This is a genomic window from Yokenella regensburgei (assembly GCF_051486985.1).
GTDB lineage: Bacteria > Pseudomonadota > Gammaproteobacteria > Enterobacterales > Enterobacteriaceae > CBFFRJ01.
In genome coordinates this window covers 144,569-160,591 of the sequence record NZ_JAHVDV010000005.1, presented here as the reverse complement: position 1 = coordinate 160,591, position 16,023 = coordinate 144,569, and the positions used below count along the sequence as shown (strand labels likewise).

Sequence of the window (16,023 nt, the reverse complement as noted above, 5' to 3'; positions counted from 1 at the left end):
CTGAAAAACAGACAAATGTGATTTAATCGTCTGAAATTAAAACAAATTGACTATTAAACCAGCACTTTTCACCTCACCTTACTGCTCATGTTTTTTGATATAAAGATCTTTGGTAAAGAAATATCCCAGCCGATCGGGCGCAAATCCCCCTACCCAGGGTTTCACAAGATGTGCACGAACGTAGTGATAGAGCGGAATGGCCGGAACATCTTTCGCCAGTATATCCTCCGCCTGCTGATAAAAGCGGCCGCGTTCAGTGACATCCCCGGCTTTAGCCGCATTCCGGAGCGCGTCGTCATAGGCAGGGTTACTGTACTTCGACGTGTTTTCGCTATCGTCGGTGCGGAAGTTATTTAAAAAGGTGGCAGCATCATCGTAATCCGCAATCCAGGAATATCGGACGGCATCAAAGTTGCCGGTATGCATGGTATCCAGCATGGTTTTCCATTCCTGATTTTGCAGTTTTGCCTCTACTCCCAGATTTTTCTTCCACATCGAACTGACGGCAATGGCCAGCCGCTGATGCGTCTCCATTGTGTTATAGAGCAGAGAAAACGACAGGGGATGGGCATCGTTATACCCGGCCTCGTTCAGCAGTTTCCTGGCCTCGTCAATACGCTTTTCGCGTGGCCATGAGGCATACTCCGGGGCGGTCAATGTGATGCCGCCGATCTCAGGCTGGCTGATTAACCAGGCGGGGCGTTGCCCTTGCGCCATCACCTTCTGTGCAATGATATCTTTGTCGAGCGCCATGTTCAGCGCCAGCCTGACCCGCGCATCATTAAATGGAGGCCGGGTGGTATTGAGTTCATAGTAATAGGTTGAGAGCAACGGCAGCACTTTCATCTGGTCGCCCAGGGTCGCTTTCAACTGGGCAAACTGATTCACTGGCACACTGTAGGTGACATCAATTTCACCCGCCCTGAAACGGTTTACGTCAGCGGTTTCTGAGGTAATCGGCAGGTAGGTTACTTTATTAATGATGGTGTCTTTATTGTTCCAGTAACGCGTATTGCGCTGGGCGACAATTTTTTCATTTACCACCCACTCACTCAGTTTGTATGCGCCACTGGTGACAATATGTTCCGGTTTCGTCCATTTCTCAGCAAAGCGATTGATAAGGATCCTGTCGACAGGCACCATCGAAGGGTGCGCGAGCATGGCCAGAAAGGCAGCGTTAGGCTGCGTCAGACGAATTTCCAGGGTGTTGTCATCCAGCGCTTTTACACCCAGGCTCTCAGCAGGTTTACTACCAAGCGCAATCTCGCGGGCGTTCTCGATATGCATGTTTCCCGGATAGCTCGCATAGGGCGATGCCGTTTTAGGATCCACCAGCCGCTGCCAACTCCAGGCGAAATCTTTAGCGGTAATGGCAGTACCATCTGACCAGGTCACCTTTGGACGAAGATGAAAAATCCAGACCGTATTGTCTTTGTTTTCCCATGCTTGTGCGAGTCGGGGCTCAATTGAGCCATCATTTTTTACCGCAACAAGCCCATCGAATAAATCACTGATAATAGTGAATTCAACATCGCTTTCTACTTTATGTGGATCCAGTGATGCAGGCTCACTTCCATTATTACGAACCAGTTCCTGCTGCGCGGCCAGTACAGTACCCGGTGGTACGCTGGCCGCAAAAGAGTAAGTGGCACTCCCTAACCCACTGATTAAAAACAGGCTCAGTGCTACATGCGTCAAAGTATGTGATTTCATATCCTACGCCCTGAAGGTTTTTTATGATGACGGTGCGCTTACACTCTTAGCTGCCAATTCAGGTCAGGGCAATATTTTTCAGCTACATATAAGACACAGGTAGGGTTATTTTTAACAAATGCGCGCTAGTATCGATATTTGTTAAAAATGCAGGATAAATAACTATGTTAACCGGGAAGTATTCAGAGTAAAGATGGGTAAAACAGCTAGGTAAGGAAACCGGGATTTTCTATCCTCTGCACATATGACATTATTTAAAGAGAGTGCCTCATGGATCGTATAATTACCTCCTCGCGCGACCGTACATCGTTGCTTAGCACCCATAAAGTGCTGCGTAACACCTATTTTCTTCTTAGCCTGACCCTGGCGTTTTCTGCTATCACCGCCACGGCAAGCACGCTGCTGGCGCTGCCTTCGCCCGGACTGATCCTGACGCTGGTGGGAATGTATGGTCTGATGTTCCTGACCTATAAAACTGCTAATCAGCCCATCGGTATTGTTTCGGCCTTTGCGTTTACGGGCTTCCTTGGCTACATCCTGGGCCCCATTCTGAATGCCTATCTCTCCGCCGGTATGGGGGATGTGATTGCGCTGGCACTTGGTGGCACCGCGTTGGTGTTCTTCTGCTGCTCGGCTTATGTTCTGACTACCCGTAAAGACATGTCTTTCCTCGGCGGTATGCTGATGGCGGGCATCGTGGTTGTGCTTATCGGGATGGTAGCGAACATCTTCCTGCAGTTGCCTGCCCTGCACCTTGCTATCAGCGCGGTGTTTATCCTGATTTCAACAGGTGCCATCCTGTATGAAACCAGTAATATCATTAACGGCGGCGAGACCAATTACATCCGCGCCACCGTCAGCCTGTATGTCTCTATCTACAACATTTTTGTCAGCCTGTTGAGTATCCTTGGCTTCGCCAGCCGAGATTGATCCTCTTAGGACATCACTTCCAGGCCCCGCTTAAGCGGGGCTTTGTTTTTTGTTACACTGCCTCGCCGTGACTGACTAACATTGCGATACATCATGATTTTTGAAGGCAAAGAAATAGAGACCGATAGCGAAGGCTATCTGAAAGATACTACGCTCTGGAGTGATGGGCTGGCGCTGGCTATCGCTGAAAACGAAGGCATTACCCTTTCTGTAGAGCACTGGGAAGTGGTGCGCTTTGTCCGCGATTTCTATCTGGAATTTAATACGTCGCCAGCCATACGTATGCTGGTAAAAGCGATGGCCAATAAGTTTGGTGAAGAGAAAGGCAACAGTCGATATTTGTATCGCCTCTTTCCAAAAGGGCCGGCAAAGCAGGCGACCAAAATTGCTGGCCTGCCTAAGCCGGTAAAGTGTATTTAGTAGCGGATACTGAAATTTGACCACTTACTGTCGGGTTGATGCGGTTCGGTAAGAACTCGCTCAACTCTGGCACTGCGTGGCCCGCCCGCCTTTAACCATGTAATCAGTTGATCAACCCTTTCCTGATGTCCGCAGGCAACCACTTCGACACTCCCGTCATCCATATTCCGGGCGTACCCCGTCAAGCCCAGGCGTTGTGCCTCATGTTGTGTGCTGTAGCGAAATCCCACCCCCTGAACACGCCCATGTACCCAACAGATTGTGCAAGATGGTGCGGTGCTGGTCATAAATCCCCCTTATTTTTGTGGTTTTGCTTCTGTGTTAGCCTTTAGTACTGTTAATTTTAGTAAACTGTACCTCTGGCGACAAAAACAAGACTAAGCTTCTGATTCGTTTGAGGATAAGCAATTTCCGTGTGACATTATGACTCAGGCATCACGGGTGCTATGTACCACGTAATCGTTTTCAGATGGACTCTTGTTAACCCTTTACTCTACAGGAAGATAAATGGCGCACATCCGCATTGCTGTAAGCGATATCAGGCAGTGGCATGGCATTGAGGCAGAGGTGTTGGACGTTATACTCGCCGAAACCTACCGTACCTTTGCCGAAATGGTGGGCTACGGGCTGGAGAAAAATATTATTCTGACCAATGCAATGCGCTCCTCCTGCCCAATGGTTTTTTCGCCTCAGTTCATCATTAAAGAAAAAGATAATTACCGTGTTTGTCTCAATATCACGGATGCCACAAACTGGGGGATGATCATGTATCAGTTTACCCACATGCTGTGCCACGCATATTGCCGGTATGACAGAGCGAACGTTCATAAACACCACTGGTTTGAAGAGGCTATCTGTGAAGCGGCTGCAATGAGTAACCTCTACTATATTCAGGACCACTGGAACTCATTGCCACTCGCCCATCACCCCACGATAAATGAGAACAACACACGGGTCTTTGGCTATCTTCAGGAGGTACTCAGGGATGTGCCGAAAAATATTCCTGCCTCCGCCATCCTGCAGTTTATCAATGACAATATCACGATGCTTGAACTGAAAAGCATTACCCGCATCTGGGACCGAGCCAGTTTAAAGCACATCCACGGCGTCTCTTATTATCTGTGTGAACATGTTTTTTTCCGAGAAATTCAGCGCTGGAAAGCGGTGGGCTACCTGAACCTCTGGGATGCTTCCGGAGATAAAAATCTCATTGACTATATCAAGAACTGGATCCGACACGGTGACAGCAACGTCAGCGCAATTGCCGGCACGCTTGGGGTTGTGGTTTTTGAAAGTGAACATTCAGATTAATACGTGGTGCGTTGCAATTACAGCATGAACCCCTGACAATAGCGCCCAATTTCTCCCGTTTAGCTGAATAATTAACTATGAGTGCACGTTTAATTTTGACCAAAGGCCGCGAAAAATCGCTGCTGCGCCGCCACCCGTGGGTTTTCTCTGGCGCTGTCGCCCGTATGGAAGGGAAAGCCAGCCTGGGTGAAACCGTTGATATCGTGGATGCCCAGGGCAAATGGCTGGCGCGCGGCGCTTTCTCGCCTGCTTCGCAAATCCGTGCTCGTGTCTGGACTTTCGATAAAAACGAAGCGATTGACATCGATTTCTTTACCCGCCGTATTGAGCAGGCGCAGACCTGGCGTGACTGGCTGGCGCAGCGTGATGGCCTTGACAGCTATCGTCTCGTCGCGGGCGAATCGGATGGCTTACCTGGGGTGACAATCGACCGTTTTGGTAATTTTCTGGTGCTACAGCTTCTGAGCGCGGGCGCGGAATATCAGCGCCCTGCGCTTTTATCGGCGCTGCAGGCGCTCTATCCGGCCTGTTCAATTTATGATCGCAGTGACGTTGCCGTGCGTAAAAAAGAGGGTATGGAGCTCACGCAAGGTCCGGTTCTGGGTGAATTGCCGCCGACACTGTTGCCCATTGAAGAAAATGGCATGAAGCTGTACGTCGATATCCAGGCGGGTCACAAGACTGGTTACTACCTCGATCAGCGGGACAGCCGTCTCGCTACCCGTCGCTATGTCGCCGACAAACGTGTCCTCAACTGCTTCTCTTATACCGGCGGTTTTGCTGTCTCTGCCCTGATGGGAAACTGCCGTCAGGTTGTGAGTGTTGATACCTCACAGGAAGCGCTGGACGTAGCGAAAAAGAATGTCGAACTTAACCAGCTCGACCTCAGCAAAGCGGAGTTCGTTCGTGATGATGTGTTTAAGTTACTGCGTAAATATCGTGATCAGGGTGAGACCTTTGATGTCATTGTGATGGACCCGCCAAAATTTGTTGAAAACAAAAGTCAGCTTCAGGGTGCCTGCCGCGGTTATAAAGACATTAACATGCTGGCAATCCAACTTCTCAACCCCGGCGGCGTGTTGATGACCTTCTCCTGCTCCGGGCTGATGACGACCGATCTGTTCCAGAAAATTATCGCTGATGCCGCAATAGATGCTGGTCGTGATGTACAATTTATAGAGCAGTTCCGTCAGGCCGCCGATCACCCGGTGATCGCCCCTTACCCGGAAGGGCTGTATCTTAAAGGGTTTGCCTGTCGCGTCATGTAACTTGATTTCTGGAACGTTGCCCACATATCAATGTAGGTAACTGTTTTAAGGAGGTGACTATGATAGCCAGCAAATTCGGCATTGGTCAGCAGGTACGTCACTCGTTGCTGGGTTATTTGGGCGTCGTGCTTGATATTGATGCAGAGTACTCTCTGGATGAACCGCCGGTTGATGAAGTGGCGGTGAACGATGAACTACGCGCAGCGCCCTGGTACCATGTGATTATGGAAGGGGATGACGGCGAGCCAGTCCATACCTATCTCGCTGAAGCACAGCTGACGCGTGAAACCGCGGATGAACACCCTGAGCAATCCTCAATGGACGAGCTCTCACGATCCATTCGTAAGCAACTTCAGGCCCCTCGCCTCCGCCATTAACAGCACCCCGCATCGCGGGGTGTTTTTTATTTAGTCAGCCCCAGTCTCGGTATCTCAATAGCCGGGCACCGGTCCATTACCACTTTCATTCCCGCCTCACTGGCTAAAACCGCTGCCTGTTCGTTTATCACACCCAACTGCAGCCAGAGGGTTTTCGCGCCAATGGCAATCGCCTCCTGCGCCACACCCCAGGCGGCTTCTGAATGACGAAACACATCCACCATATCGACCTTTTCCGGCACATCCGCGAGGGTGGCGTACCCCTTTTGTCCCAGCAACGTGCTTCCTGCCACTTTTGGCGAAACAGGGATGACGTGATAACCCTGGTCAAGAAGGTATTTCATCACGCGGTAGCTCGGCCTGTCAGGTTTGTCACTCGCGCCGACCAGAGCAATGGTATGGGTCGTGGTAAGGATTTCAGCGATGTCTGTCTCTTTCATGTTTCCTCCTACGGTTTTTGAAAGTGTACGCCAAACATGCCGTTGCAACCATTTATCCATACATAAGCATGAGAGCGTTCCGCCTGGTTATCTCTGTATAGTAATAACGAGCTAAAACCTGAAGGTTCCGGTTATCCGCAAGGCACGTAAACAGGAGCGCGAAATGAGAGGCGGGTGTGCGGTCGTGATGATGATTGCTTTCTTACCCATTCCACTGCTGGCAACCACGCTGAGGTTATCTGGCGAGGTGGATCTGCTGGTCCTGGATGGCAAAAAAGTGTCCAGTTCGTTATTACGCGGCGCGGAGAGCATTGAACTTGAAGAAGGAGTGCATCAGGTCGTTTTCCGGGTCGAAAAAACGATTAGTACCCGCGATCATGAATCACGCCTTTTTACATCCGTGGCATTGATTGCCACCTTTAATACGCAGCACATCGGACAGGTCAATTTCAGCCTGCCATTACTGGACTCTCAAAAAGAGGCCGAACGATTTAATGCTACTCCGCATATGGCATTACTGGATGGCAACGCAACGCCCATTCCCGTTAAGCTCGATATCCTTGACATCAATTCGCCCCTGAAAGAGGGGGACTACGAGAGAGCAGCAGAAGGCTATAATAACGCCGGCAAGTATGCCTCCCTTGCACAATTTTCAACCACAACGGCTGATGACAGTACCCTGCTGTCGGGCATTTCTGAGCTTGATATGCCGCCTGCGCAATCCCAAAACCTGACCGAACAGCGACTCAGATACTGGTATCAACAGGCTGACCCCGCCACACGGGATCGCTTTATGCAATGGATCAGGCAACAGCCACCGTCCTGAATGTGCGCCAGTTAACAGAATCCCCGACCTCCCTTTTTTTTCGTCGACTTCTCTTGCAGCATCAGGCGCTTCCAGTAATCTGTAGCGAAATTAAATAACGGAAGTTAATCATGGAACTCACTACACGCTCTTTACCGGTGCGCAAGCACATTGCGCTGGTGGCGCACGATCACTGCAAACAGATGTTGATGTCCTGGGTTGAACGTCATCAGGCTCAACTGGCACAACATGAGCTCTACGCAACGGGCACGACGGGGAATCTTATCCAGCGTGCTACCGGCCTTACCGTCAACGCCATGCTGAGTGGCCCGATGGGCGGCGACCAGCAAGTGGGCGCCCTTATCTCTGAGGGAAAAATTGATGTGCTGATTTTCTTCTGGGATCCGCTAAATGCGGTGCCGCACGATCCCGATGTCAAAGCGCTGCTGCGTCTTGCAACCGTCTGGAATATTCCGGTTGCCACCAACCTCTCAACGGCAGATTTTATTATTCAGTCGCCCCACTTCAATGACAGTGTTGAGATCCTGATTCCGGATTATCAGCGCTACCTTGCTGAACGTCTTAAATAAGCGTTATCAGGCGGCAATGCCGCCTGCTCTCATGGCTTTCGGGCTACCTGAACATTCTGCTTTTTTAATGCCTCAACAAATCGCGAGGGGTTTGCCTTATCAAAGAGTACCCATACGCGCTTTTTGGCCCGCGTCAGCGCCACATAAAGTAAACGTCGCTCTTCCGCATCAGGGAAATCTTCCGGCACGGGCAGCAGGGCTTTTTCAATCAGTGACTCGCGCGCGGGAGCCGGGAAACCATCCTGCCCGTCATGAAGACCGAGCACAATGACATATTCCGCCTGCTGCCCTTTACTGGCATGAATGGTCATAAAATCAAGATTTAACCTGGGCCAGCGCGTTGCGGCTTTGTCGAGACTGACCGGCTTACTATGGTGATAACGCGCCAGCACCAGAATGCGATCGTCGGGGGTGGCAAACCCGCTGAGCTTGTCAAACAGCGCATCCAGTTGGTCATCCGCCAGTAACATCACCGCATTCTTGTCGCCCGCCCTGATGCTGTTTAACGGCTTCGCCAGTTGGTGCGGGTTCTGCTGGATAAATCCGTTGGCGACTTCGCCAATCCGACCATTGAAGCGATAGGTAGTATCCAGCGCGCAGAGATCCCCTTCCCCGAAAGCATCGTGAAACGCGGTCGTGAGCGAAAGCTGCGCCCCACTGAAGCGGTAGATGGCCTGCCAGTCATCCCCGACAGCAAACAAGGTGGTTTCTGAATTCTGCCGACGTAATGCCGCAAGCAGCGCCGCACGCTGTGGAGAGATATCCTGAAATTCATCCACCAGGATATGTTTCCAGGGACTTACAAAGCGTCCTTTTTCCAGCACCGCCACGGCCTGGTGAATTAATCCGGGGAAATCCACTGCGTTTTCCGCTTTCAGGGCCGCTTTCCAGGCTTTCAGTAGCGGGGACAGCAGCTTAATACGTTTGCTGAAAAGGGCACGAATGGACTCCGGCGCCGCTTCAATCATCTCTGCCTGACCTGCGCCATGCATACGGATGAGGCTTATCCAGCGATCCAGGCGCCCCGCAATACGCTTCTGCACCTTTTTATCATTCCAGAAATCTCCCTCCGGCAACGCCCAGTCTAACTCTTCACTGAGCCACTGCCGCCAGCCATTGGCCTGAGATTTTTTCTCAGCGCACTGTCTCTGCCATGTGCTGGTCAGTAAAGCCTCCCTCGCTGAGGTATTACTTTCCAGTTCACTGATGGTGGGCGCTTTTTTCCCACCCTGCTGGATAATGGACAACGCAAGCGCATGGAAGGTACGCGCCGTAATGTCCTCGGTATGCAGGCGTTCACGGATACGGTCATCCATCTCACGTGCGGCTTTTCGCCCAAAGGCCAGCAGCAATATCTGTTCGGGAGAGGCTTCACCGCGGGCCAGCAGCCAGCCTGCGCGAGCGACCAGCACGGAGGTTTTTCCGCTGCCAGCCCCGGCAAGTACCAACAGGGAACGCTCTCCGTTGACCACCGCCCGCGCCTGGGCGGGGTTAAGAGGGGAAGATTCAATATCATTGAAAAAAGGGGCATACTCCGCGAGCATCTTCGCTGTCCATGCCTGGTTATGCTCAGCCCGACGCGCTTCAGTATCCTGCAACCATGCCTGGCACTGCTGCCAGAGCTCACGGCAGTTATCGAAAGAGACAAGGCGGCGTTGCGGTACAGGCAGCGCATCAAACGCTTCGATAATTTCTTGTTTTAACCCGGCCAGTCGGGAACGCGTCAGCCAGCCGCCGTGATTAACCCGGGCGGTAATGGCCTCCAGTTGCGCACTGAGCACACCGGCCGCTACGTCGCTCATTTCTGCGCTCCAGCTTTGCCAGCGTTCATCAAGATGTTGATAGAAACGTTGGGTTTCGGCCCACTCCGTACCGTGCAGACGGACTACTTTATCATTCGCCAGCACAAATTCGAGCTCTCCCCAGACCAGCCCACGCTTACACGCTATGGAAAGTAACTGGTTGAAGGGAATCAAATATTCATGCTTATCGCCGGAAACTTTCACCCCGGCATGGAGTAGTGCAATGCGATCGTAAGGATGCTGCGCCAGACGTTTTCCTAATGAAGTTGCTTTTAGTTCCATCACACATCGTTTCTCAGCTGACTGTGATTCTCAGTGTAACCGCCAGAGAAAACGTGCTCCAGTTTAAAAAATCATTACAATTGACCAAAACATTCAGTGGATGGATTACAGCGAGGTATTATGCGTACCGTTTTGAATATTCTGAATTTTGTGCTTGGCGGATTTGCAACCACACTGGGCTGGCTGATAGCCACTGTTTTTAGCGTCATGCTGGTTATTACACTTCCCCTGACCCGCTCCTGCTGGGAAATCACCCGGCTGTCGTTGGTTCCCTGGGGCAACGAAGCTATCCATGTTGACGAACTTGATCCCGAAGGCAAAAGTTCATTGCGCAATGCCGGCGGAACCGTGCTCAATCTGGTGTGGTTTGTGCTGTTCGGCTGGTGGTTATGCATCATGCACATTGTGGCAGGTATCACGCAGTGCATTACCCTCATTGGCATCCCGGTAGGGGTGGCGAATTTCAAAATCGCCGCCATTGCTCTCTGGCCCGTAGGACGTCGCGTGGTCTCCGTCGAGGTCGCTCGCGCCGCGCGTGAAGCCAACGCCCGTCGGCGTTTTCCTTAACAGGATGTTGTGTTTATGTTAAGTCCCCTTCTGCGCCGGTATACATGGAACAGTGCCTGGCTGTATAACGTGCGCATTTTTATCGCTCTGTGTGGGGCTGCAGCCCTGCCCTGGCTTGTGGGCGATGTTAAGCTAACCATCCCACTGACGCTTGGTGTGGTTGCAGCCGCGCTGGCTGACCTCGATGACAGACTCACCGGGCGGTTGCGTAATCTCATTATCACCCTGATCTCTTTTTTTATTGCGTCGGCCTCAGTCGAGTTACTTTTCCCCTGGCCCTGGCTGTTTGCTCCTGGACTTGTCCTGTCCACGATCGGGTTTATTTTGCTGGGAGGGCTGGGCCAGCGTTACGCCACCATTGCTTTTGGCGCGCTACTGATTGCCATCTACACTATGCTTGGGACGTCACTTTATAGCATCTGGTATCAGCAGCCTTTGCTGCTTCTTGCAGGCGCCGTCTGGTTTAACCTGCTCACTCTGGCAGGCCATCTGGTTTTTCCTATCCGTCCCCTGCAGGACAACCTGGCGCGCTGTTATGAACAGCTTTCGCATTACCTTGAGCTCAAATCCCGCCTGTTTGATCCTGACCTGGAGGATGAAAGTCAGGCACCCTTATATGAACTGGCGCTGGCGAATGGTCAGTTGGTCACGACGCTGAATCAGACTAAAGCCTCACTACTGACGCGCCTTCGCGGTGACAGAGGCCAGCGCGGAACCCGCAGAACGCTGCGCTACTATTTTGTCGCTCAGGATATTCACGAACGTGCCAGTTCGTCGCATATTCAGTACCAGGCGCTACGTGAGCATTTTCGCTACAGCGACGTCATGTTTCGTTTTCAGCGGTTGATATCGCAACAGTCGCTGGCCTGCGCTCACCTGGCACGGGCCATTCTGCTGCGTACGCCTTACCAGCACGACACGCGTTTTGAGCGTGCCTTTGTTCATCTCGATGCCGCTCTGGACAGGATCCGCGCCGGTGGTACAACATCGCATGAACAGCTTAAAGCGCTGGGTTTTCTGCTGGACAACCTGCGGGCTATAGATGCCCAACTTGCCACAATTGAGTCCGGGCAGGCGCACATCTCTGCGTCAAATGAAACCGAGAACCTGCTGGCGGATGATAGTCTGCACGGACTGAGCGACATCTGCTTACGTTTACGCAGCAATCTGACGCCGGAATCGGCGCTATTCCGCCATGCGGTACGTATGTCTGTTGTATTGTGCGTGGGTTATGGGGTTATCCAGGCCCTGGGTTTGCATCATGGCTACTGGATATTGCTCACCAGCCTGTTTGTATGTCAGCCCAACTATAACGCCACACGGCATCGCCTGACGCTACGCATCATTGGTACGCTGGCCGGTGTCGCGCTGGGTTTGCCGGTACTCTATTTCGTCCCCTCGCTCGAAGGGCAACTCATCCTCATCGTTATTACAGGTGTGCTCTTTTTTGCTTTTCGCCTTGTGCAGTATGCTCAGGCAACGATGTTCATCACCCTTCTGGTTTTACTGTGCTTTAACTTGCTTGGCGAAGGATTTGAAGTTGCCATACCTCGCGTTATCGATACGTTGATAGGGTGTGCGATTGCCTGGGCGGCGGTGAGTTTTATCTGGCCCGACTGGCGTTTTCGTAACCTTAAGCGGGTCACGGAACAGGCCGTAAATGCCAACTGTCGCTACCTCGATGCCATTCTGGAGCAGTACCACCAGGGACGGGATAACCGTCTGGCTTATCGTATTGCCCGTCGTAGCGCCTACAACCGCGATGCAGAACTGGCTTCTGTTGTCTCCAATATGGCGTCAGAACCGGGAACCTCTGCCGAGCAGCGCGATGTTGCCTTCCGCTTGCTGTGCCTGAACCATACTTTTATCAGTTATATTTCTGCCCTTGGGGCTCATCGGGAACAGCTAACGCACCCGGCAATTCTTCGGCTGCTGGACGATGCTGTCTGTTACGTGGACGATGCGCTCCATCATCAGCCTGCCGATGAGGAGCGCGTGCAGTTAACGCTGGCAGACCTCTCACGGCGAATTAAGCATCTTGAGCCCAGGCCTGACAGCAAAGAGCCTCTGGTATTGCAACAGATTGGCTTACTGATATCCCTGTTACCGGAAATGTGTTACTTACGTCAGCAGCTGGTTTAACGCGGCTCCCATGCTTTGCTGTCGAGCGTATTGAACCAGTCGATAAGTTCCTTTCGCCGGCATGCAGGCAGCGCCGCTTCATGCATGCCAAAGATGGCCCCTTCGAGGGCCAGTAACACTTTAACACCCAGATTTTTGTTCCTCTTTTTCATGCGTAACCAGCATGCTTTTGCCCCCAACATGCGTAACATCGTCGGGTCCCTGACCCCTGCTTCGCAAAGTAAGGTCTCAAGCTGAAAGGTGAGGTTGGGTAAATCCTTTAAGCGCAGAACCGCTCTTTTCTGCTGTGCTTCTGAGCGCGCGGCATTCAGGGAATATGAGGAGAGCCGGACCAGCATGGCTCTGTCGTGCCAGAGATGTTCATCCACAAAATAATAGTTAAGTGACACCTGACGTCCACGCTTTTTATACGTCAGCAACGGTGATTGTCGTTTCACTGTATAAGATGCACTTTCTTCGCACATGCGCAGATACAACTCTCCATTCGCCACCATGGCAAACACGACATCATCGACAGAGAGACTGTATCCCCCGAAAAGGGCGCGGGATCGAATATCCCCCAGTGTTGCAAGATATTCCTGAGATAAATAGATCCTCTGATAGGATATGCTTTTCATGATTATTCCTTTTAAATCATGGTCTAAAACAGCATCTTAGTTAACGGATCCGTTACTCAGGAACATAGGGAAGTGTGCGCCACTCAGCAAGCGAATTTTATTACTGCGCTCTATCAGGCCACAAAAATGCGAGGCTCTTTCAGAAAATGAGGTTGATCTTTAAACGCCTGAGGGTTACTGTATAAACATACAGTAACTACTAGGGCTGGGTTGATCATGTACCACTCACTAAGCCGTGCAAATCGTTCAACACAATTTATTTCCGCGCCTCACGCGAATGCTCATAATGTCTCTACAGGGCTCATCAGTGAAGTGGTCTATCGCGAAGACCAGCCCGGAATGACGCAATTACTGTTATTGCCTTTATTGCAACAGCTTGGTCAACAGTCACGCTGGCAGCTTTGGTTAACGCCTCAGCAAAAATTGAGCCGCGAATGGGTACAGTCTGCGGGATTGCCACTTACAAAAGTGATGCAGATTAACCAGCTCTCACCGAGCCTGACGCTGGAATCCATGATTCGCGCCTTACGCACCGGAAATTACAGTGTTGTTATTGGGTGGCATGCAGATGAACTGACGCAGGATGAGCATCAGCAGCTGGCACAGGCGGCAGAAGAAGGTAATGCTATTGGGTTTGTTATGCGTCCGGTCAGACGCGATCATCAGGATGCGAGACAGCATTCCGGGGTAAAAATTCATTCAAATTTGTATCATTGAGTAAAAATAAGATAAATCCTGGCATTAAATTTACTTGAGTTATCATTTCCATTGTTATCAGCTAAATACCGCGCCAGGTCATGGTTTGCGCCCTTTTTTTGACGTTTCGACTGCTGATTGCTTGCGCAGAATTGTTAAATATTGTGTATACAAAGCCTTTTTTTTCATATGCCTGACGGAGTTCACACTTGTAAGTTTCCAACTACGTTGTAGACTTTACATCGCCAGGGGTGCTCAGCATAAGCCAAAGATATCGAAAAGATATCTGCTGAGTAATAAGTGAGCAAGACCCCCGGTGAAGGATTTAACCGTGATTTCTCTCCGAGATTTCCATGGCGATTTTTGGATGATAACGAGGCGCAAAAAATGAAAAAGACAGCTATCGCGATTGCAGTGGCACTGGCTGGTTTCGCTACCGTAGCGCAGGCCGCACCGAAAGATAATACCTGGTATGCAGGTGGTAAACTGGGCTGGTCTCAGTTCCATGATACTGGTTTCATTCCTAACGATGGCCCGACTCATGAAAACCAACTGGGTGCTGGCGCGTTCGGTGGCTATCAGGTTAACCCGTATGTTGGCTTCGAAATGGGCTACGACTGGCTGGGCCGCGAAGAGTATAAAGGCGATACCGTAAACGGCGCTTTTAAAGCTCAAGGCGTACAGCTGACCGCTAAGCTGAGCTACCCGGTAGCAGACGATCTGGACATCTACACCCGTCTGGGTGGTATGGTATGGCGTGCAGACTCTAAAGCAAATGCTCCTGCTGCAGACGCTCACTTCAAAGATCACGACACTGGCGTATCTCCGGTCTTCGCAGGTGGTGTTGAGTGGGCAATGACCCGCGATATCGCTACTCGTCTGGAATACCAGTGGGTTAACAACATCGGTGATGCTAACACCGTTGGCACCCGTCAGGATAACGGTCTGCTGAGCCTTGGTGTTTCCTACCGTTTCGGCCAGCAGGAAGACGTAGCACCAGTTGTTGCTCCGGCTCCGGCTCCGGCTCCAGAAGTACAGACCAAGCACTTCACTCTGAAGTCTGACGTTCTGTTCAACTTCAACAAAGCAACTCTGAAACCTGAAGGCCAGCAGGCTCTGGATCAGATGTACAGCCAGCTGAGCAACCTGGATCCGAAAGACGGTTCCGTAGTTGTTCTGGGCTTCACTGACCGTATCGGTTCTGACGCTTACAACCAGGGTCTGTCCGAGAAACGTGCTCAGTCCGTGGTTGATTACCTGATCTCTAAAGGTATTCCTTCTAACAAAATCTCCGCACGTGGCATGGGTGAATCTAACCCGGTTACTGGCAGCACCTGTGACAACGTGAAAGCGCGCCCTGCGCTGATCGATTGCCTGGCGCCGGACCGTCGCGTAGAGATCGAAGTTAAAGGTATCAAAGACGTTGTAACTCAGCCTCAGGCTTAAGTTTTACCGTCTAAAAAAAACCCCGCCTGGCGGGGTTTTTTATTGTCTTTAGTAAATGGGACTCACTCTTTGCCCAGTAAGGCCTGGAGATCGTGCTTTAGCGATGACATTGTCGTCGCGTATTTTTCTTTATGTTCGGCATCTTCAATCAGTTGCACCACCGTTTCGGAAAGTGTTTTACCGCGACGTTGTGCAAGCCCTGCAAGACGCTGCCAGACCACAAATTCCAGATCGATAGATTTTTTTCGCGTGTGCTGGTGTTCAGCATTGAAATGACGCTTACGCCTGGCACGAATGGTTTGCTTCATGCGATTAATAAGAGAGGCGTTGATATGCTTTTCTATCCACGCATTCACCTGTACGGGATCATGCTCGAGGGTTAGCAATAAATCGACAGCATCTTTGGCAGCGCTGGCCTCAACATATCGTGTGATAAGCTCACCTTCCCGGTGCTTCTTTACCAGATACTTCCATTTCCAGCCGCTTTCAAGGTTTTCGAGTTGTTGATATTTCATTGCGATCTCAGCGTTACCGTGTAACTCTCTTCAGAATATCAGTTTTTTCCTTGTCTGCTGCAAAGAAATCACATTCTGCAGATAAGCGCAGCAATTCTGCCC

17 protein-coding genes are annotated in these 16,023 nt (G+C 51.2%); 11 read left to right on the top strand and 6 right to left on the bottom strand.

Features of this window, described 5'->3' with window-relative positions; translation table 11 throughout:
* Window positions 1–78: 78 nt before the first annotated feature.
* Window positions 79–1,713, bottom strand: a complete 1,635-nt coding sequence (locus KXR87_RS05965) for an ABC transporter substrate-binding protein (protein ID WP_437431347.1) — start codon at window positions 1,711–1,713, stop codon at window positions 79–81.
* 270 nt (window positions 1,714–1,983) lie between these two features.
* Between KXR87_RS05965 and yccA the strand changes: the two genes are divergently transcribed.
* Both yccA and tusE read left to right on the top strand, forming a co-directional pair.
* On the top strand, window positions 1,984–2,643 hold the full coding sequence (yccA, locus tag KXR87_RS05960; protein WP_437431346.1) for an FtsH protease modulator YccA: 660 nt from the start codon (window positions 1,984–1,986) through the stop codon (window positions 2,641–2,643).
* Between the two features lie 90 nt (window positions 2,644–2,733).
* A complete protein-coding gene (tusE, locus tag KXR87_RS05955; protein ID WP_437431375.1) occupies window positions 2,734–3,063 on the top strand; it encodes a sulfurtransferase TusE in 330 nt (109 codons plus the stop codon).
* Here the strand turns inward: tusE and yccX are convergent.
* The gene (gene yccX, locus KXR87_RS05950; protein WP_437431345.1) at window positions 3,060–3,350 is read right to left on the bottom strand and encodes an acylphosphatase; all 291 of its coding nucleotides are present in this window, start codon (window positions 3,348–3,350) and stop codon (window positions 3,060–3,062) included. The genes tusE and yccX overlap by 4 nt on opposite strands.
* A 220-nt stretch (window positions 3,351–3,570) precedes the next feature.
* On the opposite strand from yccX, the gene KXR87_RS05945 reads away from it, so the two are divergent.
* The 3 genes from KXR87_RS05945 (at window position 3,571) to hspQ (ending at window position 6,019) form a co-directional block, all read left to right on the top strand.
* Window positions 3,571–4,374, top strand: coding sequence for a hypothetical protein (locus tag KXR87_RS05945; protein ID WP_437431344.1), 804 nt, complete (start codon window positions 3,571–3,573; stop codon window positions 4,372–4,374).
* Between the two features lie 77 nt (window positions 4,375–4,451).
* Window positions 4,452–5,642: a 23S rRNA (cytosine(1962)-C(5))-methyltransferase RlmI gene (rlmI, locus tag KXR87_RS05940; protein ID WP_437431343.1), complete on the top strand. Its 1,191-nt coding sequence runs from the start codon at window positions 4,452–4,454 to the stop codon at window positions 5,640–5,642.
* 59 nt (window positions 5,643–5,701) lie between these two features.
* Window positions 5,702–6,019 (top strand): heat shock protein HspQ, encoded by a 318-nt coding sequence (gene hspQ / locus KXR87_RS05935; RefSeq protein ID WP_437431342.1) that lies wholly within the window; start codon window positions 5,702–5,704, stop codon window positions 6,017–6,019.
* Between the two features lie 26 nt (window positions 6,020–6,045).
* On the opposite strand, the gene KXR87_RS05930 is transcribed toward hspQ, so the two are convergent.
* Window positions 6,046–6,459, bottom strand: coding sequence for a CoA-binding protein (locus tag KXR87_RS05930; RefSeq protein WP_437431341.1), 414 nt, complete (start codon window positions 6,457–6,459; stop codon window positions 6,046–6,048).
* Window positions 6,460–6,622: 163 nt separating this feature from the next.
* Between KXR87_RS05930 and csgI the strand changes: the two genes are divergently transcribed.
* Together csgI and mgsA are read left to right on the top strand one after the other, a co-directional pair.
* Window positions 6,623–7,285, top strand: coding sequence for a curli synthesis inhibitor (gene csgI, locus KXR87_RS05925; RefSeq protein ID WP_437431340.1), 663 nt, complete (start codon window positions 6,623–6,625; stop codon window positions 7,283–7,285).
* Between the two features lie 110 nt (window positions 7,286–7,395).
* Window positions 7,396–7,854 carry a methylglyoxal synthase gene (gene mgsA / locus KXR87_RS05920; protein WP_437431339.1) on the top strand — a complete coding sequence of 153 codons (459 nt, stop codon included), beginning with the start codon at window positions 7,396–7,398 and terminating at the stop codon, window positions 7,852–7,854.
* Between the two features lie 29 nt (window positions 7,855–7,883).
* Here mgsA and helD read toward each other — a convergent pair whose 3' ends face one another.
* A complete protein-coding gene (helD, locus tag KXR87_RS05915; RefSeq protein ID WP_437431374.1) occupies window positions 7,884–9,938 on the bottom strand; it encodes a DNA helicase IV in 2,055 nt (684 codons plus the stop codon).
* A gap of 120 nt (window positions 9,939–10,058) precedes the next feature.
* Between helD and KXR87_RS05910 the strand changes: the two genes are divergently transcribed.
* Window positions 10,059–10,505 carry a YccF domain-containing protein gene (locus tag KXR87_RS05910; protein WP_437431338.1) on the top strand — a complete coding sequence of 149 codons (447 nt, stop codon included), beginning with the start codon at window positions 10,059–10,061 and terminating at the stop codon, window positions 10,503–10,505.
* 15 nt (window positions 10,506–10,520) lie between these two features.
* Window positions 10,521–12,647, top strand: coding sequence for a YccS family putative transporter (gene yccS, locus KXR87_RS05905; RefSeq protein WP_437431337.1), 2,127 nt, complete (start codon window positions 10,521–10,523; stop codon window positions 12,645–12,647).
* Here yccS and KXR87_RS05900 read toward each other — a convergent pair.
* Window positions 12,644–13,264, bottom strand: coding sequence for a TfoX/Sxy family DNA transformation protein (locus KXR87_RS05900; protein WP_437431336.1), 621 nt, complete (start codon window positions 13,262–13,264; stop codon window positions 12,644–12,646). The two genes, yccS and KXR87_RS05900, sit on opposite strands and share 4 nt — an antisense overlap.
* A 216-nt stretch (window positions 13,265–13,480) precedes the next feature.
* Here KXR87_RS05900 and sulA point away from each other — a divergent pair, with 216 nt between their 5' ends.
* Together sulA and ompA are read left to right on the top strand one after the other, a co-directional pair.
* On the top strand, window positions 13,481–13,981 hold the full coding sequence (sulA, locus tag KXR87_RS05895) for an SOS-induced cell division inhibitor SulA (protein WP_437431335.1): 501 nt from the start codon (window positions 13,481–13,483) through the stop codon (window positions 13,979–13,981).
* Between the two features lie 366 nt (window positions 13,982–14,347).
* Complete coding sequence (gene ompA / locus KXR87_RS05890; protein WP_437431334.1) at window positions 14,348–15,406, top strand: porin OmpA; 1,059 nt, start codon at window positions 14,348–14,350, stop codon at window positions 15,404–15,406.
* A gap of 62 nt (window positions 15,407–15,468) precedes the next feature.
* On the opposite strand, the gene matP is transcribed toward ompA, so the two are convergent.
* Window positions 15,469–15,921: a macrodomain Ter protein MatP gene (gene matP / locus KXR87_RS05885; protein ID WP_437431333.1), complete on the bottom strand. Its 453-nt coding sequence runs from the start codon at window positions 15,919–15,921 to the stop codon at window positions 15,469–15,471.
* Between the last annotated feature and the right edge of the window lie 102 nt (window positions 15,922–16,023).

What these genes read in the sequence shown, in the direction of transcription:
- csgI (WP_437431340.1), top strand. Translation starts at nt 6,623, where the DNA reads ATGAGAGGCGGGTGTGCGGTCGTGATGATGATTGCTTTCTTACCCATT.
- hspQ (WP_437431342.1), top strand. Translation starts at nt 5,702, where the DNA reads ATGATAGCCAGCAAATTCGGCATTGGTCAGCAGGTACGTCACTCGTTG.
- sulA (WP_437431335.1), top strand. Translation starts at nt 13,481, where the DNA reads ATGTACCACTCACTAAGCCGTGCAAATCGTTCAACACAATTTATTTCC.
- rlmI (WP_437431343.1), top strand. Translation starts at nt 4,452, where the DNA reads ATGAGTGCACGTTTAATTTTGACCAAAGGCCGCGAAAAATCGCTGCTG.
- helD (WP_437431374.1), bottom strand. Translation starts at nt 9,938, where the DNA reads ATGGAACTAAAAGCAACTTCATTAGGAAAACGTCTGGCGCAGCATCCT.
- KXR87_RS05900 (WP_437431336.1), bottom strand. Translation starts at nt 13,264, where the DNA reads ATGAAAAGCATATCCTATCAGAGGATCTATTTATCTCAGGAATATCTT.
- KXR87_RS05965 (WP_437431347.1), bottom strand. Translation starts at nt 1,713, where the DNA reads ATGAAATCACATACTTTGACGCATGTAGCACTGAGCCTGTTTTTAATC.
- KXR87_RS05910 (WP_437431338.1), top strand. Translation starts at nt 10,059, where the DNA reads ATGCGTACCGTTTTGAATATTCTGAATTTTGTGCTTGGCGGATTTGCA.
- yccA (WP_437431346.1), top strand. Translation starts at nt 1,984, where the DNA reads ATGGATCGTATAATTACCTCCTCGCGCGACCGTACATCGTTGCTTAGC.
- yccS (WP_437431337.1), top strand. Translation starts at nt 10,521, where the DNA reads ATGTTAAGTCCCCTTCTGCGCCGGTATACATGGAACAGTGCCTGGCTG.
- KXR87_RS05945 (WP_437431344.1), top strand. Translation starts at nt 3,571, where the DNA reads ATGGCGCACATCCGCATTGCTGTAAGCGATATCAGGCAGTGGCATGGC.
- ompA (WP_437431334.1), top strand. Translation starts at nt 14,348, where the DNA reads ATGAAAAAGACAGCTATCGCGATTGCAGTGGCACTGGCTGGTTTCGCT.
- yccX (WP_437431345.1), bottom strand. Translation starts at nt 3,350, where the DNA reads ATGACCAGCACCGCACCATCTTGCACAATCTGTTGGGTACATGGGCGT.
- mgsA (WP_437431339.1), top strand. Translation starts at nt 7,396, where the DNA reads ATGGAACTCACTACACGCTCTTTACCGGTGCGCAAGCACATTGCGCTG.
- matP (WP_437431333.1), bottom strand. Translation starts at nt 15,921, where the DNA reads ATGAAATATCAACAACTCGAAAACCTTGAAAGCGGCTGGAAATGGAAG.
- KXR87_RS05930 (WP_437431341.1), bottom strand. Translation starts at nt 6,459, where the DNA reads ATGAAAGAGACAGACATCGCTGAAATCCTTACCACGACCCATACCATT.